Origin of the sequence: Variovorax sp. OK212 (genome assembly GCF_900112425.1) — a bacterium.
Taxonomy (GTDB): Bacteria; Pseudomonadota; Gammaproteobacteria; order Burkholderiales; family Burkholderiaceae_C; genus Variovorax.
In genome coordinates this window covers 481068-502369 of record NZ_FOLP01000001.1, presented here as the reverse complement: position 1 = coordinate 502369, position 21302 = coordinate 481068, and the positions used below count along the sequence as shown (strand labels likewise).

Sequence of the window (21302 nt, the reverse complement as noted above, 5' to 3'; positions counted from 1 at the left end):
TCTTCAGGTCTCGATCAGCTCGAAACTGGTCGTGATCTCCGCTGTTTTCGCCAGCATGATGCTCGCGGAGCAGTAGGTTTCATGGCTCAGCGCGACGGCGCGCTCCACCGCGGACGCCGGGATGCCCTTGCCGGCCACCGTGAAGTGCATGTGGATCTTCGTGAAGACCTTGGGATCCTTCTCGGCGCGCTCGCTGGTCAGCTTGACGCTGCAACGCTCCACGCGATGGCGCCCGCGCTTCAATATGAGCACCACGTCATAGGCCGTGCAGCCGCCGGTGCCTGCCAGAACGGTTTCCATCGGCCGCGCCGCCAGGTTCTGGCCGCCGTTCTCGGGCTTGGCGGCGTCGGGGGCGCCGTCCATCATCAGGACATGGCCGCTGCCGGTCTCGGCAACGAAGCCCATGGCCGATCGGGTGCCGGCGTCGCCGGTCCAACTTACTGTGCATTCCATGGTTTTTCGGGGTTCCAGTGAGGGATGCCGGGCAAAAATGCACGCCAACATCCGTTTGTGTGTGGGAAAAGCATCACTTGCTTGTTGCATCGCAACAAACAGTCGATATACTTTATTTCATTGCGCGCTTCACTGGGCGCACCCAGTTGTCTCCTCCACCCTTCCAATTGGTGGATTTAGCCCCGAGCTGCAAAGCTCGGGGCTTTTTTCTTTCCGCCGGCCCGCAGCGCCGTGCCAAACGCCCCGCGGGAATGCCGACCCGGGCTGCCTCGTATCATCGAAGGCTGGCAAATGGACACTCCCTTGGAAAAAATCGTGCGCGATGCACCCTCCTCTTCGGCGTCCGCGGCGCTGACACCCGCCGACTACCTCCGAAAAATCCTCAACGCCCGTGTCTACGACGTGGCCGTCGAGTCCGCGCTGGAAAAGGCGCGCGCGCTCAGCGAGCGGCTCGGCAACACCGTTCTGCTCAAGCGCGAAGACCAGCAACCGGTGTTCAGCTTCAAGCTGCGCGGCGCCTACAACAAGATGGCGCACCTGAGCGCGGCGCAATTGGCGTGCGGCGTGATTTGCGCTTCGGCCGGCAATCACGCGCAAGGCGTTGCATTGGGCGCGCGCAAGCTCGGCACGCGCGCGGTCATCGTGATGCCGGTGACCACGCCCAGGCTGAAGATCGATGCGGTGCGCGGTTTCGGTGGCGAGATCGTGCTGCACGGTGAAAGCTATTCCGACGCCTACCTGCATGCGCTCGCACTGCAGACGCAGCAGAACCTGACCTTCGTGCATCCCTTCGACGATCCCGATGTCATCGCGGGCCAGGGCACCATCGCGATGGAAATCCTGCGCCAGCACCAGGGCCCGCTCGACGCCGTGTTCGTGGCCATCGGCGGCGGCGGCCTGATCTCCGGCGTGGCCAACTACATCAAGGCCGTGCGCCCCGAGATCAAGGTGATCGGCGTGCAGATGAACGACTCCGACGCGATGATGCAATCGGTCGCGGCCCACCAGCGCGTGAACCTGCCCGACGTCGGCCTGTTCTCGGACGGCACCGCCGTCAAGCTCGTCGGCGAGGAAACCTTCCGCATCGCCAGCGACCTGGTCGACGACTACATCGCCGTCGACACCGACGCGGTGTGCGCGGCCATCAAGGACATCTTCGTGGACACGCGCGGCATCGTCGAGCCGGCCGGCGCGCTGGCGGTGGCGGCCATCAAGGCCTACGTCGCGCAGCACGGCCGCCAGGGCGAGACCTACGCGGCGATCCTGTGCGGCGCCAACATGAACTTCGACCGGCTGCGCTTCGTGGCCGAGCGCGCAGAGGTCGGCGAGGAGCGCGAAGCGCTGTTCGCGGTGACGATTCCCGAGGAGCGCGGCAGCTTCCGGCGCTTCTGCGAACTGGTCAGCGAGATGCCGGCACGCGATGCGGGGGCGTCCGAGGCGCCCGGCGCGGCCGGTGGCGCACCGCGCAACGTGACGGAGTTCAACTACCGCATCAGCGACGCGGCCAAGGCCCATGTGTTCGTCGGCCTCACGACCTCGGAGCGCGGCGAGTCGGCCGCCATTGCGCAGACCTTCAACGACCACGGCTTCGACGCGCTCGACCTCACCCACGACGAACTGGCCAAGGAGCACCTGCGCCACCTGGTGGGCGGCCGCACCGGCCTCGCGCACGACGAGCGCCTGCTGCGCTTCGTGTTCCCCGAGCGTCCGGGCGCGCTGTTGAAGTTCCTGAGCCTGATGCGGCCGAACTGGAACATCAGCCTGTTCCACTACCGCAACCAGGGCGCCGACTACGGCCGCATCCTGGTCGGGCTGCAGGTGCCTTCGGGCGAGTCGAAGGAATTCGACGCCTTCCTCCAGACGCTGGGCTATCCCTACGTCGAGGAAACGGCCAATCCGGCGTACCGGTTGTTCCTGCAGGCCTGAGAACAGACCGACAGACCGCAGGCTGGCGGTCGACGCGCCAGACCCGTTACTGCGCGGGCGCCTGCGGCGGCGCAGACATCGCCGCGGGCTGCTGCTGCATCGGCGGCGGGGCCATCACACCCGGCATCGTCGCCGGGGGCGGCGCGGTCATGGCCATGCCCATCGGCACGGACGGCGGCGATGCCACCGTCGGCAAGCCAGGCGCCACGCCGGACACGCTCGACACACTGATCGGCGCACGCACCGGCAACTGCAGCGTGAACGCCGCGGGCCCGTCGGCCTGCGCACCCAGCGTGGCCGAGCGCAGCCCCACCGACTGCAGCACGTAGTTGTCGCCAACCTTCGAGCCGACGCGGAACGGCCGCGGCGCCTTGCCGTCGATGGAGATCAGCGCAGCCCCCTGCTTCGACGGATCGGCCACCACGCCCGACAGCGCGAAGCGGCTGGCGGCCTCGGGCGCCACCGGCGCCGTGCTCGACGTGGGCAGCACGCCCAGCAGCCGCGCCACCGCATCCGTGTCGGCCGACAGCGACGGCCGCGGCATCGTCGCGGCGGCGGCCACCGCGTCCGCGGGCGACGCCAGGCGCAGCGCCCAGAACACCGCGGCGCCTGCGGCCAACGCCCAAAGCCCCGTCGTTGCAAGTGGGGCATGCCAGCGGGCGGCGGAGTAAGGACTTGTCATGGCCGCGGATTATCATGCAGCGCGCTTTCCGAATCATGTCCGTCCAACTATGAACAAATTCCTTCGTGCCGCCACCCGCACCGCCCAACGCGGCTTCACGCTGATCGAACTGATGGTGGTGCTGGTCATCATCGGCGTGCTGGCGGCGCTGATCGTTCCGAACGTGATCGAGCGCGCCGACGACGCCCGCGTGACGGCCGCGCGCACCGACATCAACAACCTGATGCAGGCGCTCAAGCTCTACCGCCTGGACAACCAGCGCTACCCCACCTCCGAGCAGGGCCTGCAGGCGCTGCTGACCCGCCCGACCTCCGGCCCGGCCGCGCCCAACTGGAAGCCCTACGTCGAGAAGATGCCGAACGACCCGTGGGGCCACCCCTACCAGTACCTGAACCCGGGCATCAAGGGCGAGATCGACGTGCTCTCGTTCGGCGCCGACGGCCAGAGCGGCGGCGAAGGCAAGAATGCCGACATCGGCAGCTGGCAGTAACGGCCCAGGCGCGCCGCGCCGCAACCGGCATCCCCGTTCCCAGCCAGCCCGCGGCTTCACGCTGCTGGAGTTGATCGTGGTGATCGCCATCATCGCGATCGCCACCGCCGCCGTGAGCTTCGCCATGCGCGACACCACCGCCGCCAAGCTCGACCGCGAAGCCGACCGCCTTGCCGCGCTGCTCGAATCGGCCCGCGCCCAGTCGCGCGCCAGCGGCGTGCCGGTGCGCTGGCGCCCGGTGGAAGGCGGCTTCGCGTTCGACGGACTGCCGCCCGAGGCGCTGCCCAGCGGCTGGGCGTCCGACGGCATCACGGCCCAGGCCTCGCTGGCCAACGGCACGCTGGTGCCCGCGCTGCAGCTCGGCCCCGACCCGATCATCGCGGCGCAGCAGGTCATGCTGCATTCCGCCGGCCCGCCCGAGCGCGTGCTGCGCATCGCCACCGACGGCCTGCGGCCCTTCACCGTGTCGGCCGTGCAATGAGCAGGAGCAGGCAGCGCCCGTTCTCCGCGCGCATCGGCGGCTTCACGCTGATCGAGGTGCTGATCGCGCTCGGCATCGTCGCGCTGGCGCTGGCCGCCGGCTCGCAGGCCACGATGTCGCTCACGCGCAATGCGCAGCGCCAGTCCGACCTGGTGCTGGCCGACCTGTGCGCCGAGAACGAACTCGCCAAGGCGCGCCTGTCGCGCCAGATGCCGGCCGTGGGCGACGCGGGCTCGATCTGCCTGCAGGCCGGCACCAGCTACAACGTGACGACCTCGGTCATTGCCACGCTGAACCCGAATTTCCGGCGCGTCGACGTGCAGGTGCGCGACGAGACCGACGCGCCGATCCTGCGCATTTCCACCGTTGTGGGGCGCTACTGATGCCGCGCGCCACCCGCGCCGCCGCGCGCGGCTTCACGCTCATCGAGCTGCTGGTCGCCATCTCGGTGATGGCGCTGCTGTCGCTCGTGAGCTGGCGCGGGCTGGAGAGCATGTCGCGCGCCACCACGCAGAACCAGCAGCGCGCCGATGCCGTCCTCACGCTGCAGGCCACGCTCGCGCAATGGGGCGCCGACCTCGACGCCGTGACCACGCTGGCGCAGACCCGCCCGATCGACTGGGACGGCCGCGTGCTGCGGCTCACGCGGCGCGGCAGCGATGCGTCCGCGCCGTCGGTGCTGGTGGTGGCCTGGACGCTCAAGCCGGGCCCCGACGGCGTGCGCTGGCGGCGCTGGCAGTCGGCGCCGTTCAGCACGCGCGGCGACTGGCAGCAGGCGTGGAACACGGCCGCGGCGTGGGCACAGGACGGCAGCGGCGCGAACAACACGAGCAATGGCCCCGGCGGGGCCAGCGACGTCTCGCTCGTGCCCGTCAACAGCTGGCAGCTCTATTACTTCCGCGAGAACGCCTGGGTGCCGGCCGGCCAGTTGCCCACGGTCGCGGCCAACCCCAACAACCCGTCGGGCCCGATCGTCGCCATGCCCGACGGCGTGCGCCTGGTCGTCACCCTGCCGCCGGGCGACGGGCTCTCCGGCACGCTCACGCGCGACTGGGTCCGCCCGACCGTCGGCGCGCCGAAATCGTCATGACGAAGACCCGCCGCATGACGAAGACCCGAACCCGCCAGGCCGGCGCCGCCCTGCTCGCCGCCATGCTGACGGTGATGCTGGTGGCCACCTTCTCCGCCGCCGCGCTCTGGCAGCAATGGCGCGCCACCGAGGTCGAGGCCGCCGAGCGCGCGCGCGTGCAGGCCGCCTGGGTGCTGATCGGCGCGCTCGACTGGTCGCGCCTGATCCTGGGCGAGGACGGCCGCACCGGCGGCCCCGACCACCTGGCCGAGCCCTGGGCCGTGCCGCTCGAGGAGGCGCGCCTCACCAGCTTCCTGTCGGCCGAGAAGAACGTGTCGAGCGACAACCTCGACGGCCTGCCCGACGCCTTCCTGTCGGGCCGCATCGTCGACGCGCAGTCCAAGCTCAATGTGCTGTCGCTGGTCGACGCCGGCAAGCCGGTGCCCGCGAGCGTGGCCACCTTCACGCGGCTGTTCAACCTGCTGGGGCTGCCGGTGAGCGAACTCAGCCGCATGACCGCCGGCCTCGCCAGCGCGCTCGCGGCCTCCGGCAGCGAGGGCGACGCCGATGCCAGCGCCGCGCCGCTCATGCCCCAGGAGGTTTCGCAACTGGTGTGGCTGGGCCTCTCGCCCTCGACCGCCGCGGCGCTCGAGCCGTACGCCACCATCCTGCCGGTGCGCACCACGCTCAATCTGAACACCGCGAGCGCCGAGGCCATCAGCGCCAGCATGGAGTCGCTCAACATCGCCAGCGCGCGGCAGCTGGTGGAGCGCCGGCGCACCGCCTTCTTCAAGGACATCGCCGCCGCCAACGCCACCCTGCCCAGCGGCAGCGCGCCCTTCAACGCGGCGCAGCACGGCGTGGGCACGCAGTTCTTCGAGGTCTACGGCCGGCTGCGGCTGGACCGCACCTATGTCGAGGAGCACTCGCTTCTACAGCGCAACGGTGTCACGGTGACGACGATCTGGCGCACCCGCGGCGCCGGCGCAACGAACACTCCGGTCAAACCCTGATTTCGTGCCACTTTTCTTAATCAAAAAGCCTTCTGACGCGCGTCACAGCTACGCGGTACGCTATCGAAATTAGAGCGCTCGACTGTCAGACGCGCACCTACAATCCACCGGTTTTTTCCAACATCGACATGACTCCCCTGCTGCTCATTGCCCCCCTCCCTCCGGCCGATGCCGGGGGCGAGTTCGACTGGGCCCAGGCAGGCGACGACGGCATTGCGTTGCGCAACCAAGGCCGCGCGCTGCTGGCGCTCCTGCCCTCGAGCGCCGAGGTCATGCTCGGCATTCCTTCCGCCGCGCTGTCGTGGCACCGCGTCACGCTGCCCAAGGGCAGCACCGGCAGCGCCTCGAAGCTGCGCGCCGTGCTCGACGGCCTGCTCGAGGAGCACCTGCTCGACGAACCCGAGGCGCTGCACTTCGCGCTCGAACCCGACGCCAAGGCCGGCGCGCCCGTGTGGGTGGCGGCCTGCAACCGCATCTGGCTGCGCAGCCTGGTGCAGGGCCTCGAGGCGGCCGGCCGGCGCGTGGTGCGCATCGTTCCCGAATACGCGCCGCAGCCGGCCGACGGCCCGCCGATGCTGCTGGTCACGGGCGAGCCCGAGGCGCCACGGCTCACCGTGTGCGACGCCGACGGCGTGGTCTCGCTGCCGCTGGCCGGCGCAGGGCTGGCGCTGTCGGGCGGCCTGCCGCTGGACACCGCCGTCATCACCACCGAACCCGCCGTGGCCGAGGCCGCCGAGCACTTGCTGGAGCGTCGCGTGCCCATCGTGCAGGCGCCGCAGCGCTGGCTGCAGGCCACGCGCTCGCCGTGGGAGCTGGCGCAGTTCGACCTGGCCGCCACCGGCCGCGCGCGCGCCGGCAAGAAGTTCGCGTCGGTGCTGCAGACGCTGCGCTACGCCCCCGAATGGCGCGCCGCGCGCTGGGGCGTGGTGGCGCTGCTGCTCACGCAGCTCATCGGACTGAACGCCTGGGCCTGGAAAGAGCGCAACGCGCTCGACGCCAAGCGCCAGGTCGCCAGGACCATGCTGACGCAAACCTTCCCCGCGGTGAAGCTGGTGATCGACGCGCCGGTACAGATGCAACGCGAAGTCGCGGCGCTGCAGCAGGCCGTGGGCGACGTGGCCGGCAGCGACTTCGAACCCATGGTCGGCGCGCTCGCAGCCAACCTCCCGCCCGGCAAGGTGCCGAGCGCCGTCGACTACAGCGCCGGCCAGCTGCGCCTGCGCGGCCTGGGGCTGCAGCCCTCGGAGGTGTCGCAGATCACCAATGCCATGGCGCCGCGCGGCTACAACGTGCGCACCGAAGGCGACCTGCTGCTCGTGCAGGCACAGGCCGAGACCGCCCGATGAACTTCAGCGAACAACTCAAGGCCCGCTGGGGCGCCCTGGAAGCGCGCGAGCGCCGCATGGTCGCCGCGGCCGTCGCGCTGGTGGCACTGGCCTTGCTCTGGTGGATCGCGCTCGCACCCGCGTTGCGCACGCTGGCCGCGGCTCCGGCCGAACACGCGAAGCTCGACGCGCAGATCCAGCAGATGGCCACCTTGCAGAACCGCGCGAAGGCGCTGCAATCGCAACCGCGGCTGAACCGCGACGACGCGCTGCGCGCGCTCGAGACCTCCGTGCGCGACGGCCTGGGCACCAGCAACGCGCAGCTCATGACCTCCGGCGGCGACGGCGCCGCCACCGTCTCGCTGCGCGCCGCGCCCGCGGCCACGGTCGCCCAGTGGCTCGGCCAGGCCCGCGGCAACGCCCATGCGGTGCCGCGCGAAGTGCACCTGACCCGCGCGCCCTCCGGCAACACAGCCAACACGGCCAACACGGCTGCAGCGTCCACGTCGTCTGCCGCGGCCACCGCCAGGGACACGCCCAGGACCCCGCAGGTCCGCTGGGACGGCACCGTCGTCATGGCGCTGCCCGCCGCGCGATGAGCCAGGCAACCGCACGGTGACGGCATGGTGACCCGCGCCCCCCTTTCCGAACCCCGGCCGCGCCGCGGCTGGCGCTGGGCCCTGCTCGGCGTGCTGGCCGGCGCGCTGCTGGCGGTGGTGCTGTTCGCGCCGGCGCGCTGGCTGTCGGCGGCGCTGTCGAGCTGGAGCCAGGGCCGCCTGGTGCTGGCCAACCCGCGCGGCACCGTCTGGAACGGCACGGCCGCGGTGGTGTTCGCCAGCGGCGCGGGCGGCACGCAGGCCGTGTCGCTGCCCGGCGTGCTGCACTGGCGCATGCGCCCGGGCTGGGGCAGCATCTTCGCGAGCCTCGACCTCCCCTGCTGCGCCGCGCAGCCGCTCGAACTCAAGGCCAGCCCGCGCGCTGGCGGCCTGCTGCTCACCTGGCAGGACAGCCGCTCGCGCTGGCCCGCCACCATGCTCACCGGCCTGGGCGCACCCTGGAACACGCTCAAGCTCGACGGTGCGCTCGACCTCAGCACCAAGGCCTTCGCCATGCAGTGGGACGGACCCTCGCTGCGCATCGCGGGCCAGGCCACGCTCGACGCCACCGACGTTTCTTCCAGCCTGTCGACCCTGCGGCCGATGGGCAGCTACCGGCTCACGCTCGAAGGCGGCACCCGCCCCACGCTGCTGCTGAGCACGCGCGAGGGCAGCCTCGAACTCAACGGCAGCGGCAGCTGGAACGGCACCTCCTTCCGCTTCAACGGCGAAGCCAGTGCCGCGCCCGGCCGCGAAGACGCACTTTCCAATTTACTGAACATCATCGGACGGCGCGACAACGCGCGTTCGATCATCACCCTGGGTTGATCCTCATGATGAAGCCATTGTTTTCGACCGGCACCGTCGCACTCGCCGTGCGCGTGCTGATCGCCGCCACCTTCCTGCAGGCCGCGCCCGCCGTGTTCGCGCAGACCGGCGACGCACCGCGCCGCGGCGAGCCGATCACGCTGAACTTCGCCAACGCCGACATCGAGGCCGTGGCCCGCACCATGGCGGTGGTCACCGGACGCGACGTGGTGGTCGACCCGCGCGTGAAGGGCACCATGAACCTGGTGACCGACCGCGCCATCCAGCCGGCCGCCGCGTTCAACCAGTTCGCCTCGGCGCTGCGCCTGCAGGGCTTCGCGGTGGTGGAGGCCGACGGCCTGTACAAGGTGGTGCCCGAGGCCGACGCCAAGCTGCAGAGCAGCACCGTCAACACCTCCGTGGGCGCCGTGTCCTCCAGCGGCAGCAACCAGATCGTCACGCAGATCTTCCGGCTGAACTACGAGTCGCCCAACAGCCTGCTGCCGGTGCTGCGCCCGCTCATTCCGCCCAACAACACCATCAACGTGAACCCGGGCAACAACTCGCTCGTGATCACCGACTACGCCGACAACATGCGCCGGCTGGCGCGCATCATCGCGTCGCTCGACGTGCCCAACGCGTCCGACATCGAGGTGATCCAGCTCAAGCACTCGATCGCCACCGACATGGTGCCGCTGGTGCAGCGCCTGATCGACGGCGGCGGCTCCGGCGCGCCGGGTTCGCCTGTGGCCGCGGGCGCGGCCGATGCCTCGTTTCGCACCACGCTGATGGCCGACCCGCGCAGCAACTCGCTGATTCTTCGCGCGGCCAACCCGGCGCGCGTGAGCCTGGTGCGCTCGCTGGTCGACAAGCTCGACCGCCCCGCCGCCGAGAGCAGCAACGGCGCGGCCGGCAACATCTACGTGGTCTACCTGAAGAACGCCGACGCGGTGCGCCTGGCGGCCACGCTGCGCGCCGCCATGGCGGCCAACCAGATCAGCACCACCCCGGGCGCCACGGGCGCGGCCGGCGGCAGCGCGGCGCAACCGCAGGCACAGAACGCCTTCGCGCAGCAGACGGCCTTCGGCGGCGGCCAGAGCGGCGGCAGCAGCTCGCCGCAGGCCTCGGCGCCGCTGAACAACGCCAACCAGCCTTCCACCGGCGGCCAGATCCAGGCCGACCCGAGCACCAACTCGCTGATCATCACCGCGCCCGAGCCGCAGTACCGCCAGATGCGCGCCGTGATCGACCGGCTCGACGGGCGCCGCGCGCAGGTCATGATCGAGGCGCTGATCGTCGAGGTGAACGCCACCAAGGCCGCGAACTTCGGCGTGCAGTGGCAAAGCGCGCTGGGCAACAACGCGGTCATCGGCACCAACTCGTCGCTGAGCGGCGCGAACATCCTGGCGCTGACGCAGGCCATCGCGACCCGCAACGCGGCCGGCATCGTGCCCAGCTCGGGGCTCAACCTGGGCATCGCCGGCAAGGTCGGCGGCCAGTACATCCTGGGCGCCATCGCCAACTTCTTCAGCAGCGACAACGACGCCAACGTGCTGTCCACGCCCAACCTGCTGACGCTGGACAACGAAGAGGCCAAGATCGTCATCGGCCAGAACGTGCCCTTCCCCACGGGCTCGTACGCCAGCACCTCGGGCTCGGTGGGCATCAACCCCTTCACCACCGTCGAGCGCAAGGACGTGGGCCTCACGCTGCGCGTGCGCCCGACCATCAACGAGAACGGCACCGTGAAGATGCAGATCTTCCAGGAGATCTCCAACGTCGCGCCCGGCACCACCACCGACCCCAACGGCCCGACCACCAACAAGCGCTCGCTGGAGTCCAGCGTGCTGGTGGAAGACGGCGGCCTGGTCATGCTGGGCGGCCTGCTGTCGGACACCTACGGCAACGCCGTCGAGAAGGTCCCGCTGGCCGGCGACATCCCGGTGCTGGGCAACCTGTTCAAGAACGAGACCCGCAAGCGCGAGAAGAACAACCTGATGATGTTCCTGCGCCCGGTGGTCATGCGCGACGCCAACTCGACCGAGGCCTTCGCCTACGACCGCTACGACCAGATCCGCGGCCTGCAGCAGGTGGCGCAGCCCAACACCGACAACGTGATGCTGCGCAACGTCAGCGCCGCCCCCATCCTGCCCGCTTCGCCGCCGCTGGGCGCCGCCAGCAACCGCACCGGCGGCCTGCGCGACGAAGGCACGCAGCTGATTCCGCCGCCCGCGCTCCCCGCCGACAACCGCAAGCTGGCCCCGAGCCCGCTGCGCGGCGCGCTGCCTCCCACCGCCGACCCTGTCAGCGCACGCGAACTGCCTTGATACTCACCTGATGTCCATGCGCTACCCCCTGCCCTACGCATTCGCACGCAGCCAGCAACTCCTGCTCGAGGCGACCGACGACGGCCGCTACACGCTGTGGATGTCGTCGAGCCCCGTGCGCAGCGCCGTCGGCGAGGTGGCGCGCAAGTACGGCGTGCAGGCCTTCGAGGTGCTGGGCGACGGCGCGCTGGCGCAGCGCATCAGCGCGGCCTATGCGCAGGGCGAGTCGAGCGCCGCCGCGGTGGTGAGCGAGGTGCAGAACGAAGCCGACCTCTCGCGCATGATGCAGGAGCTGCCGGCGGTCGAAGACCTTTTGGCCAGCGCGGGCGACGCGCCCATCATCCGCATGCTGAACGCGCTGCTCACGCAGGCCGCGCGCGACGGCGCCAGCGACATCCACATCGAACCCTACGAGCGCACCTCTTCCGTGCGCTTTCGCATCGACGGCACGCTGCGCGAAGTGGTGCAGCCCAACCGCGCGCTGCACGCCGCGCTGATCTCGCGGCTGAAGATCATGGCCGACCTCGACATCTCCGAGAAGCGGCTGCCGCAGGACGGGCGCATCAGCCTGCGCATCGGCACGCGCGCGGTCGACGTTCGGGTGTCGACGCTGCCCAGCGCGCACGGCGAACGCGCCGTGCTGCGCCTGCTGGACAAGAGCGAATCGAAGCTCACGCTCGAGTCGGTGGGCATGCAGGGCGACACGCTGGACCGCTTCGAGAAGCTCATCGCGCAGCCGCACGGCATCATCCTGGTGACCGGGCCCACGGGCTCGGGCAAGACCACCACGCTGTACGCCGCGCTGGCGCGCCTGGACGCGAGCCGCAGCAACATCATGACGGTGGAAGATCCGATCGAGTACGAGCTGGCGGGCGTGGGCCAGACGCAGATCAACGCGAAGATCGAACTCACCTTCGCCAAGGCCCTGCGCGCCATCCTGCGGCAGGACCCCGACGTGATCATGATCGGCGAGATCCGCGACTTCGAGACCGCGCAGATCGCCATCCAGGCCTCGCTCACCGGTCACCTGGTGCTGGCCACGCTGCACACCAACGATTCCGTGAGCGCCGTCACGCGCCTGACCGACATGGGCGTGGAGCCCTTCCTGCTGAGCTCGTCGCTGCTGGGCGTGCTCGCGCAGCGCCTCGTGCGCAAGGTGTGCACGGTGTGCGCCGGCGCGGGTTGCGACGTGTGCGGCCAGACCGGCTACCAGGGCCGCACCGGCATCTTCGAGCTGCTGGTGGCCGACGAGACCGTGCAGGGCCTGATCCACGGCAAGGCGGCCGAAAGCGAACTGCTGCAGGCCGGCGCGCGCGGTGGCCTGCGACTGATGCGCGAAGACGGCGAACGGCTGGTGCAGGCCGGTGTCACCTCGCGCGCCGAACTGCTGCGCGTCACGCGTGACTAGCGCGCACAGCGCAACACCGCCATGCCCGCCTATTCCTTCGAAGCCATCGATGCCAGCGGCCAGTCGCGCGAAGGCGTGCTGGAGGCCGACACCGCCCGCAGCGCGCGCAGCCTGCTGCGCGCGCAGGCGCTCATTCCGCTGTCGGTCAAGCCGGTCGGCAACGACCACATCAACGGCACCGGCCAGCGCAGCGGCCTCGGCCGCTGGCTGGGCGGCGGCAAGCGCGTCTTCAACTCCACCGGCCTGGCCGTGTGGACGCGCCAGCTGGCCGGCCTCGTGTCGTCCGGCCTGCCGCTCGAACGCGCGCTCACCGCGCTCACCGACGAGGCCGAATCGGAGCCGCAACGCAACCTCGTCGCCTCGCTGCGCGCCGAGGTCAACGCGGGCTCGCCGTTTGCGCGTGCGCTGTCGGCGCACTCGCGCGAGTTCTCGCCCATCTACACGGCCGTGATCGGCGCCGGCGAGCAGAGCGGCAACCTCGGGCTGGTGCTCGACCGCCTGGCCGACGACCTGGAAGAACGCCAGGCGCTGCAGCAGAAGCTGATCGGCGCGGCGCTGTACCCGGCCATCGTCACGCTGGTGGCGATCGTGATCGTGATCTTCCTCGTGAGCTACGTGGTGCCGCAGGTGGCGCAGGTGTTCGCGGGCACCAAGCGCTCGCTGCCCTTCCTCACCACGGTGATGCTGTCGCTCAGCGCGGGCGTGCGCAGCTACGGCTGGTGGATGCTGGGCGCCGTGGTGCTCGCGGCCGTCGGTGTGCGGCTGGCGCTGGCGCAGGAAGCCTTCCGCCTCAAGTTCGACGCCGCCTGGCTCAAGCTGCCGCTGGTCGGCAAGCTCGCGCGCGGCTACAACGCGGCGCGTTTCGCCAGCACGCTGGCCATGCTGGCCACGGCCGGCGTGCCCATCCTGCGAGCGCTGCAGGCGGCTTCCGAGACGCTGGGCAACCGCGCGATGCGCGCCGATGCGCTCGACGCGCTGGTGCTGGTGCGCGAAGGCGCGCCGCTGGCCTCCGCGCTGGCGCAGAAGAAACGCTTTCCGGGGCTGGTGTCGATGTTCGCGCGCCTGGGCGAGCAGACCGGCACGCTGCCGCTGATGCTGCAGCGCGCGGCCAACCAGCTCGGCGCCGAAGTGCAGCGCCGCGCGATGCACCTGGCCACCATCCTGGAGCCGCTGCTGATCGTGGCCATGGGCGGCGTCGTGATGCTGATCGTGCTGGCCGTGATGCTGCCGATCATCCAGTTGAACCAGTTCGTCAAGTGACGGCAACGGCCCGCCGGCAGGACACACCATGCCCGTAACGCTCGAAGACAAGCTCGTGGTCGCGATCTCCTCGCGCGCCCTGTTCAACCTCGAAGAAGAAAACAAGGTCTTCGACGCCGGCGACAACGAGGGCTACATGAAGCTGCAGCTCGACCGCATCGACGTGCCGGCCGCGCCGGGCATCGCCTACTCGCTGATCCGCAAGCTGCTGCGCTTCAACGAAGACGGCGTGCAGCGCGTGGAGGTGGTGATCCTCTCGCGCAACGACCCGGTGTCGGGCATGCGCATCTTCAAGTCGAGCGCGGCGGCCGACATCAAGCTGCAGCGCGGCGTGTTCACGCAAGGCAGGCCGCCCTTCGGCTACCTGCGCCCGCTGCGCGCGCACCTGTTCCTGTCGGTCAATGCGCAGGACGTGCGCGAGGCGCTGGTGGCGGGCTTCCCGGCCGCGCGCGTGCTGGTCGAATCGGTGAAGGCCAGCGACGCGTGGCCCAACGAAGTGCGCATTGCCTTCGACGGCGACGCGGTGCTCTTCAGCGACGAGGCCGAGCGCGTGTTCCAGGCCGAGGGCCTCGACGCCTTCCAGGCCCACGAACTCAGCAAGGCCGACCTGCCCCTGCCCGAAGGCCCGTTCAAGCCGCTGCTGATGGCGCTGCACCGCCTGCAGATGGCCGGCAACGCGCAGATGCGCATCCGCACCGCGCTCGTCACCGCGCGCAGCGCACCGGCGCACGAGCGCGCCATCCGCACGCTGATGAAGTGGAACATCCGCGTCGACGAGGCCATGTTCCTCGGCGGCCTGCCCAAGGGCGAGTTCCTGCGCGAGTTCGAGCCCGACTTCTTCTTCGACGACCAGACCGGCCACGTCGATGCGGCCTCGCGGCATGTGCCCGCGGGGCATGTCAGCAGCGGCATCAGCAACGAGCCCTGAACCCCGCGCGGCCCCGCGATGGGCTTGCCCGCGCCCTGAGCGCGCGCAAGAATGCCGGCATGCTGATCCTTCGACATGCCGACGTTCTGGTCACCATGGACGCCGCGCGGCGCGAAATCGCCGACGGCGCCGTGGTGTGCGACGGGCCCGCCGTGGCCTGGGCGGGGCCCACGGCCGAGCTGCCCGCCGCGTACCTCGACGCGCTGCGCAACGGCCAGGCCGAGGCGCTCGACATGCAGGGCCACGTGGTGATGCCCGGGCTGGTCAATACGCACCACCACATGTACCAGAGCCTCACGCGCGCAGTGCCCGAGGCGCAGGACGCCGAGCTGTTCGGCTGGCTCACGAACCTGTACCTTCTGTGGGCGCGCCTCACGCCCGAGATGATCCGCGTGTCGACGCAGACCGCCATGGCCGAGCTGATGCTCTCGGGCTGCACCACCACCAGCGACCACCTCTACCTGTTTCCCAACGGTTCGAGGCTCGACGATTCCATCGAGGCGGCCGACGCGATGGGCATGCGCTTTCACGCGGCGCGCGGCAGCATGAGCGTGGGCCGCAGCGCCGGCGGCCTGCCGCCCGACGAGGTGGTGGAAACCGAAGACGCCATCCTGCGCGACAGCGAGCGCCTCATCGGCCGCTGGCACGACGCGTCGCGCCACTCGATGCGCCGCATCGTGCTGGCGCCATGCTCGCCGTTCTCGGTGTCGCGCGACCTGATGCGCCTGTCGGCCGAACTGGCGCGCGAGCGCGGCGTGTCGCTGCACACGCACCTGGCCGAGAACGACAACGACGTGGCGTACTCGCGCGAGAAGTTCGGCATGACGCCAGCCGAGTACGCACAGGACCTGGGCTGGGTCGGCCCCGACGTGTGGCACGCGCACTGCGTGAAGCTCGACGAGGCCGGCATCGCGCTGTTCGGGCGCACCGGCACCGGCGTGGCGCACTGCCCCTGTTCCAACATGCGGCTGGCCTCGGGCATCGCGCCCATCGGCGCCATGCGCCGCGCGGGGGTGCCCGTGGGGCTGGGCGTGGACGGCAGCGCGTCGAACGACGGCGCGCACATGCTGGGCGAGGCGCGCCAGGCCCTGCTGCTGCAGCGCGTGGGCCACGGGCCGGCCGCCATGACGGCGCGCGAGGCGCTGGAGATCGCCACGCTGGGCGGCGCGCGCGTGCTCGGGCGCGACGACATCGGCGCGCTGGCGCCGGGCATGTCGGCGGACATCGTGGCCTTCGATCTGCGCGGCGTGGCGCATGCGGGCGCGGGGCACGACCCGGTGGCGGCGCTGGTGTTCTGCACGCCGGGCACGGTGTCGCTGAGCGTGATCGACGGCGCGGTGCGCGTGCGCGACGGCCGCTTCACCGGGCTGGAGCTCGCGCCGCTGCTGGCGCGGCACCGCGACCTGGCGCGCACGCTGTACGACGGCGCGCGCCACCCGCACACGGCCTGAAGCCGGCGGCCGACGGCCGGTGCCCGGACCTCAGCGCCGCATGGTGTCGAGTTGCGTGACCGGCGCGCTGTCGTTGCCCCACGAACCGCGCACATAGGTCAGCACGGCCGCCACGTCGGCCGCGTCGAGCACCTGCCCGAACGGCGGCATGCCATAGGGGCGCGGGTTGCCCGCGGTCGTGGGCAGGAAGCCGCCGTGCGAGACCACCTGGATCAGGTTGGTGGGCTGCGCCATGTTGACGGCGCGGTTGCCCGCGAGCGGCGGGTAGGCGCCGGCCGCGCCCTGCCCCTGGTCGCCGTGGCAGTAGGCGCAGCGCTGGTCGTAGATCTTCGCGCCGCGCGCCATGGTGCCGGCGTCGCGGCGGATGGGCGCCTTGGTTGCCGTTGCCACTTCGACTGCCTCGGCCTTGGGCAGGTCCTTGAGGTAGCTCGCCATCGCGCCCAGGTCGGCCTCGCTCAGGTACTGCGTGCTGCGGAACACCACGTCGGCCATCGGCCCCATGACGGAGCCGCGCGGCGAGACGCCGTTCTTCAGCAGCGCCACCACGTCGGCCGCGGGCCAGTCGGCCACGCCGGCCTGATGCGGGTCGGTGAGCGACGGCGCATACCAGTTCTCCACCGCGATGAGGCCGCCGGAGAGGCCCAGGCTGGTGTCCGTCGCGCCCAGCGAATTGCGCGGGCCGTGGCAGGCGATGCAATGGCCCAGGCCGTTGACCAGGTACGCCCCGCGGTTCCATTCGGCGGGCTTTCCCGCGCTGGCCACGAAGGGCTCGGGCTTGAACGACAGCGCGCGCCACACCGCGAGCGCCGCCTGCGTGTCGTACGGAAAGCGCAGCCGGTGCGGCCGGTTTTCCTGCACCGCGGCCGGCACGCTGCGCAGGTAGGCGTAGATGGCGTCGGCGTCGTCGCGCGTCACCTGCGTGAAGTTGGGGTACGGGAACGCGGGGTACAGCAGCCGGCCGTCCTTGCCGCGGCCGTTGTGCATGGCGCGCCAGAAGTGCGCGCTGCTCCAGCTGCCGATGCCGGTGCCGTCGTCGGGCGTGAGGTTGCTCGCGTAGATGGTGCCGAAAGGCGTGTCGATCGGCACGCCGCCCGCATAGGGCCGGCCGCCGCGCGTGGTGTGGCAGCCGGCGCAGTTGCCGGCCAGCGCGAGGTAGCGCCCGCGCTCGACGAGCTGCGGCGTGGCCTGGAAGGCTTCGGCCTTCTCGGGCAATGGGTCTTCGCCGCGCAGGTTCAGCGCGACGACGATGCCGGCGGCCACGGCCACCAGCACGAAGAGGCTCAGCAGCGTCCAGCCGACATTGCGAAGTTTCATGAACGTGGCCCCGTCACTTGCTCGCTCCGGTGGTGCTGGTCGTGCCGGTGGTGCCGCCGCAGGCGATGGGCATCGGCGCGGGCAGCGACGCGGCGGGCTTGGCATCGGCCGGCACCGGCTGCGTGGTCAGCCAGCTGGCGACGGCGTTCACGTCGGAGGTCCACATGCGGCGGCCGACCTCGGCCATGCAATCGGGCGCCTGCGCGTGCCGCTCGTTGGTGAGCCATGCACCCAGCTGCGAGGCCAGGTACAGGCGCGGCAGGCCCAGCAGCCCCGGCGTGGCGGGCTGCACGCCCGTGAGCGCGGCGCCGTGGCATTGCACGCACGCGGGCAGCTTGCGCGCCGGGTCGCCCTGCAGCGCGAGCATGCGGCCGCGCGCGAGCACCTCGGGCGTGGCGTCGCTCGCGGGCGAGACCGGCGGGTACGGCAGGTCGAGCCCCGCGAAGTAGTCGGCAATCTCGTGCAGGTAGGCGTCTGACATGTGCTGCACCATGTACGCCATGTCGGTGTTGAAGCGGCGCCCGTCGCGAAAGCTCACGAGCTGGTTGAACAGGTAGCCGGCCGGCTTGCCCGCCAGGCGCGGAAAGTAGCCCGCGTTGCTGGTCGCGCCCTCGCGGCCGTGGCAGGCGATGCAGGCGGCCACGCGCTGCTCGATGGTGTCGGGCACGGGGGCGGGCGTGGGCGTAGGCGTGGCCGCGCCCGCCAGGGCCTGCCAGGCGAGCAGCAGCCCGAGCGCGAGAAACCGCAGCCCGCGCTTCATGCGCCGGCGACGTAGTGCGCCAGTGCCATCAGCCCGGCGATCAGCAGCAGCACCAACACCAGTGCCACGCCGATCAGCGGCAGGATGCCGACCTGCGAGGTCCGCTTGTCGGCGTCGGCGCGGCGGCCGCCCAGCCCGATGAAGCTCCAGAGAACGGCGCGCACGGCGCCCATGAGATTGGACATGGCATCAAGTGTGGACCCAACGGGCCATAAAAAACAGATGCAGATTCACTCCAATTGACCAGTGCAGATCGGCCGGTGCAGATAAAGTCCTGCCGCATGGACCCCACCCCGCGATGGGCGCGATGAAGCGCTACGAAGCCTTGGCTGCCGACATCGAGGCCTCGATCCGCAACGGCACGCTGAAGACCGGCGACCGCCTGCCCTCGGTGCGCCTCACCGGCGAAAGCCGCGGCGTCAGCGCTTCGACCGTGTTCCAGGCCTATTACCTGCTGGAGGCGCGCGGGCTGGTGCGCGCACGCGACCGCTCGGGCTACTACGTGACCGGCGGCGGCCTGCGCGATGCGCCGCCCGAGTCCACCCACACCTCGCGCCCGGCCGGCGGGCCGCTGTCGCTGGACGTGAGCGGCCAGGTGTTCGACATTCTCGAAGCCAGCATGTCGCGCAAGGTGGTGCCCTTCGGCTCCGCCTTTCCGAGCCCGCTGCTGTTCCCGCTGGCGCGGCTCGGCCAGTTCATGGCCGCCAGCGCCAAGTCGCTCGACCCGTGGAGCACGGTGGACGACCTCACGCCCGGCAGCGCGGCGCTGCGCCGGCAGATCGCGCTGCGCTACCTGGCCGAAGGCATCCAGTCGCCGGCCGAGGAGATCGTGGTGACCAACGGCGCGCTCGAGGCGCTCAACCTGTGCCTGGCGGCGGTCACCCGGCCGGGCGACGCGGTGATCGTCGAGTCGCCCACCTTCTATGCCGCGCTGCAGGCGCTGGAGCGCCGCGGCCTGCGCGCCATCGAGGTGCCGACGCATCCGGGCGAAGGCATCGACCTGGGCGCGCTCGAAGCGGCCATCGCGGCCCACAAGCCCACCGCCTGCTGGCTCATGACCACCTTCCAGAACCCGCTGGGCAGCCTGATGCCCGACGCGAAGAAGAAGGCGCTGGTCGAGCTGCTGGCGCGGCACCGATTGCCGCTGATCGAGGACGACGTGTACGCCGAGCTCTACTTCGGCGAGCGGCGTCCCGCACCGGCCAAGGCCTTCGACACGCAGGGGCTGGTGCTGCACTGCTCATCGTTCTCCAAGTGCCTGGCGCCGGGCTACCGCATCGGCTGGGCGTCGGCCGGGCGCTTCGCGCACCAGGTCGCGCGCGAGAAGCTCACGACCACGCTGGCCACCTCGGTGCCGTCGCAGCTCGCGCTGGCGGGCTACCTGGAAAAGGGCGGGCTCGACAAGCACCTGCGCAAGCTGCGGCAGACGCTGGCGTTGCAGCAGGCCACCTTCGCGCAGGCCGTGGGGCACTACTTTCCGGCGGGCACGCGCGCCACGCGGCCGCTGGGCGGCTACTTCCTGTGGGTCGAGCTGCCGGCGCGGGCGAACGCGCTGGAGATCCACCGCAAGGCACTGGAGCGGGGCATCAGCGTGGCGCCGGGGCCGATCTTCTCGGCCACGCGCGCCTTCACCCACTGCCTGCGGCTCAACTACGGCCACCCCTGGGATTCGCTCAGCGAGCAGGCGATGCAGACACTAGGCCGCCTGGCCGGCGAAGCGTCCTGAACAGCAGGAACGCCGCGATGCTCACGTTCACGAGGTTGAACGCAATGCCGTTCAGGAAGGCCGCGTGGTAGCTGCCCGTGAGGTCGAACACCTTGCCCGACATCCACCCGCCCAGCGCCATGCCGAACAGCGTGAACATCAGCACCGTGCCCACGCGCGCACCGGCTTCCTTCGGCGGAAAGTGCTCGCGGATGATGATGGCGTAAGAGGGCACGATGCCGCCCTGGAACAGCCCGAACAGCGCCGAGATCACGTACAGCGGCACCAGCCCGTCGAACGGCAGGAACAGCAGCAGCGCCACGCACTGGAGCAGGCCGCCGAGCAGCAAGGTACGCAGCCCGCCGATGCGGTCGCAGATGGCGCCCGACACCAGCCGGCTCACGATGCCGAAACCCAGCATCAGCGACAGCATCATCGCGCCCTGCGCCGGCCCGTAGCCCAGGTCGCCGCAGTACGCCACGATGTGCACCTGCGGCATCGCCATGGCCACGCAGCAGGCCACGCCGGCCACGCACAGCAGGCCCTGCGCGGAGCCCATGCTCAGGCCGAAGGGCCGCGTCATGTCGCGCGCGACGCCGGTGCGCGATGCGCTGGCCGCAGGCGCATCGGCCAGCGCCGGCGGCCGGGCACGGAAGCACAGCGCCAGCAGCGCCATCGTCACGCCGCAGAAGATGCCCATGCCGATGTAGGTCTGGCGCCAGCCCACGGTTTCGACGAAGTGCTGCGCAATGGGCGGCCACACCGCGCCCGCCAGGTAGTTGCCGCTGGCGCACACCGCCACCGCGATGCCGCGCCGCTTGACGAACCACAGCGAGGTGTCGGCCACCAGCGGCGCAAAGGCCACCGAGCTGCCGAGCAGGCCCACCAGCAAGGCCTGCGCAACGGTGAACGACACGATGCCGCCCGACAGCCCCGTGGCGACATACCCCACGCCCAGGAAGGCCGAGCCCATGAGCAGTGGCCACATCACGCCGACGCGGTCGGCCAGCTTGCCCATGAGCACCCCGCCGAAGCCGAAGCCCAGCATCAGCATCGTGTAGGGCAGCGAGGCATCGGCGCGCGCCACGCCGAACTCGGCCTGCACCGCGGGCAGCATCACCGACACCACATACATGCCGCTGCTGCCGACCGTCATGATCAACAGCGTGAGGCCCAGGCGCACCATGGCGTAGCGTGAATCCGCCTGATGGGCGGTTGTCTCTTTGGTCATTGTTTTTCTCCGAGGCGAGGATACCCCGCGGCACGGAAAAGCGTGGAGCGCGGCCACGTGGCAACCCAAGGTTGCC

The 21302-nt window shown here is 70.7% G+C and carries 21 protein-coding genes; 15 read left to right on the top strand and 6 right to left on the bottom strand.

Annotation, left to right across the window (positions count from 1 at the left end):
- Positions 1-3: 3 nt before the first annotated feature.
- Positions 4-453 (bottom strand): OsmC family protein, encoded by a 450-nt coding sequence (locus BM004_RS02220; protein ID WP_093125587.1) that lies wholly within the window; start codon positions 451-453, stop codon positions 4-6.
- Between the two features lie 291 nt (positions 454-744).
- On the opposite strand from BM004_RS02220, the gene ilvA reads away from it, so the two are divergent.
- The gene (ilvA, locus tag BM004_RS02215; protein WP_093211020.1) at positions 745-2379 is read left to right on the top strand and encodes a threonine ammonia-lyase, biosynthetic; all 1635 of its coding nucleotides are present in this window, start codon (positions 745-747) and stop codon (positions 2377-2379) included.
- A gap of 46 nt (positions 2380-2425) precedes the next feature.
- Here ilvA and BM004_RS02210 read toward each other — a convergent pair whose 3' ends face one another.
- The gene (locus tag BM004_RS02210) at positions 2426-3061 is read right to left on the bottom strand and encodes a type II secretion system protein N (protein ID WP_093211018.1); all 636 of its coding nucleotides are present in this window, start codon (positions 3059-3061) and stop codon (positions 2426-2428) included.
- 49 nt (positions 3062-3110) lie between these two features.
- Between BM004_RS02210 and gspG the strand changes: the two genes are divergently transcribed.
- The 13 genes from gspG to BM004_RS02145 all read left to right on the top strand — a co-directional run bounded on the left by gspG (position 3111) and on the right by BM004_RS02145 (position 16216).
- Positions 3111-3551 carry a type II secretion system major pseudopilin GspG gene (gene gspG / locus BM004_RS02205; RefSeq protein ID WP_093125594.1) on the top strand — a complete coding sequence of 147 codons (441 nt, stop codon included), beginning with the start codon at positions 3111-3113 and terminating at the stop codon, positions 3549-3551.
- Complete coding sequence (locus BM004_RS02200) at positions 3526-4032, top strand: prepilin-type N-terminal cleavage/methylation domain-containing protein (protein WP_093211016.1); 507 nt, start codon at positions 3526-3528, stop codon at positions 4030-4032. The genes gspG and BM004_RS02200 overlap by 26 nt, the downstream gene beginning before the upstream one ends.
- The gene (gspI, locus tag BM004_RS02195) at positions 4029-4415 is read left to right on the top strand and encodes a type II secretion system minor pseudopilin GspI (RefSeq protein ID WP_093211014.1); all 387 of its coding nucleotides are present in this window, start codon (positions 4029-4031) and stop codon (positions 4413-4415) included. The genes BM004_RS02200 and gspI overlap by 4 nt, the downstream gene beginning before the upstream one ends.
- On the top strand, positions 4415-5122 hold the full coding sequence (locus BM004_RS02190) for a PulJ/GspJ family protein (RefSeq protein ID WP_093211012.1): 708 nt from the start codon (positions 4415-4417) through the stop codon (positions 5120-5122). Before gspI ends, BM004_RS02190 begins: the two co-directional genes overlap by 1 nt.
- Positions 5123-5136: 14 nt before the next feature.
- The gene (gspK, locus tag BM004_RS02185) at positions 5137-6114 is read left to right on the top strand and encodes a type II secretion system minor pseudopilin GspK (protein ID WP_256219756.1); all 978 of its coding nucleotides are present in this window, start codon (positions 5137-5139) and stop codon (positions 6112-6114) included.
- A gap of 128 nt (positions 6115-6242) precedes the next feature.
- Positions 6243-7460 (top strand): type II secretion system protein GspL, encoded by a 1218-nt coding sequence (gspL, locus tag BM004_RS02180; protein WP_093211008.1) that lies wholly within the window; start codon positions 6243-6245, stop codon positions 7458-7460.
- Positions 7457-8038 carry a type II secretion system protein GspM gene (gene gspM, locus BM004_RS02175; RefSeq protein ID WP_093211006.1) on the top strand — a complete coding sequence of 194 codons (582 nt, stop codon included), beginning with the start codon at positions 7457-7459 and terminating at the stop codon, positions 8036-8038. The genes gspL and gspM overlap by 4 nt, the downstream gene beginning before the upstream one ends.
- A gap of 24 nt (positions 8039-8062) precedes the next feature.
- Positions 8063-8863 carry a type II secretion system protein N gene (gene gspN, locus BM004_RS02170; RefSeq protein WP_093211004.1) on the top strand — a complete coding sequence of 267 codons (801 nt, stop codon included), beginning with the start codon at positions 8063-8065 and terminating at the stop codon, positions 8861-8863.
- A 5-nt stretch (positions 8864-8868) separates the two neighbouring features.
- Positions 8869-11169, top strand: a complete 2301-nt coding sequence (gene gspD / locus BM004_RS02165) for a type II secretion system secretin GspD (RefSeq protein ID WP_093125615.1) — start codon at positions 8869-8871, stop codon at positions 11167-11169.
- Between the two features lie 16 nt (positions 11170-11185).
- The gene (locus BM004_RS02160; protein WP_093211967.1) at positions 11186-12577 is read left to right on the top strand and encodes a GspE/PulE family protein; all 1392 of its coding nucleotides are present in this window, start codon (positions 11186-11188) and stop codon (positions 12575-12577) included.
- A gap of 21 nt (positions 12578-12598) precedes the next feature.
- Positions 12599-13837 (top strand): type II secretion system inner membrane protein GspF, encoded by a 1239-nt coding sequence (gspF, locus tag BM004_RS02155; protein ID WP_093211002.1) that lies wholly within the window; start codon positions 12599-12601, stop codon positions 13835-13837.
- Between the two features lie 28 nt (positions 13838-13865).
- The gene (locus tag BM004_RS02150) at positions 13866-14765 is read left to right on the top strand and encodes a 5'-nucleotidase (RefSeq protein ID WP_093125620.1); all 900 of its coding nucleotides are present in this window, start codon (positions 13866-13868) and stop codon (positions 14763-14765) included.
- A gap of 59 nt (positions 14766-14824) precedes the next feature.
- Positions 14825-16216 carry an 8-oxoguanine deaminase gene (locus BM004_RS02145; protein ID WP_093211000.1) on the top strand — a complete coding sequence of 464 codons (1392 nt, stop codon included), beginning with the start codon at positions 14825-14827 and terminating at the stop codon, positions 16214-16216.
- 30 nt (positions 16217-16246) lie between these two features.
- On the opposite strand, the gene BM004_RS02140 is transcribed toward BM004_RS02145, so the two are convergent.
- From BM004_RS02140 to BM004_RS02130, 3 genes are read right to left on the bottom strand one after another with little or no spacing between them, the layout of a single operon-like run.
- Positions 16247-17530, bottom strand: a complete 1284-nt coding sequence (locus BM004_RS02140) for a c-type cytochrome (RefSeq protein WP_093210998.1) — start codon at positions 17528-17530, stop codon at positions 16247-16249.
- A gap of 13 nt (positions 17531-17543) precedes the next feature.
- Positions 17544-18290, bottom strand: a complete 747-nt coding sequence (locus BM004_RS02135) for a c-type cytochrome (protein WP_093210996.1) — start codon at positions 18288-18290, stop codon at positions 17544-17546.
- Positions 18287-18475, bottom strand: coding sequence for a DUF2970 domain-containing protein (locus tag BM004_RS02130; RefSeq protein ID WP_093125630.1), 189 nt, complete (start codon positions 18473-18475; stop codon positions 18287-18289). Before BM004_RS02130 ends, BM004_RS02135 begins: the two co-directional genes overlap by 4 nt.
- 122 nt (positions 18476-18597) lie before the next feature.
- Between BM004_RS02130 and BM004_RS02125 the strand changes: the two genes are divergently transcribed.
- Positions 18598-20016: an aminotransferase-like domain-containing protein gene (locus tag BM004_RS02125; RefSeq protein WP_093211965.1), complete on the top strand. Its 1419-nt coding sequence runs from the start codon at positions 18598-18600 to the stop codon at positions 20014-20016.
- Here the strand turns inward: BM004_RS02125 and BM004_RS02120 are convergent.
- The gene (locus tag BM004_RS02120) at positions 19964-21226 is read right to left on the bottom strand and encodes an MFS transporter (protein WP_093210994.1); all 1263 of its coding nucleotides are present in this window, start codon (positions 21224-21226) and stop codon (positions 19964-19966) included. The two genes, BM004_RS02125 and BM004_RS02120, sit on opposite strands and share 53 nt — an antisense overlap.
- Positions 21227-21302 lie beyond the last annotated feature (76 nt).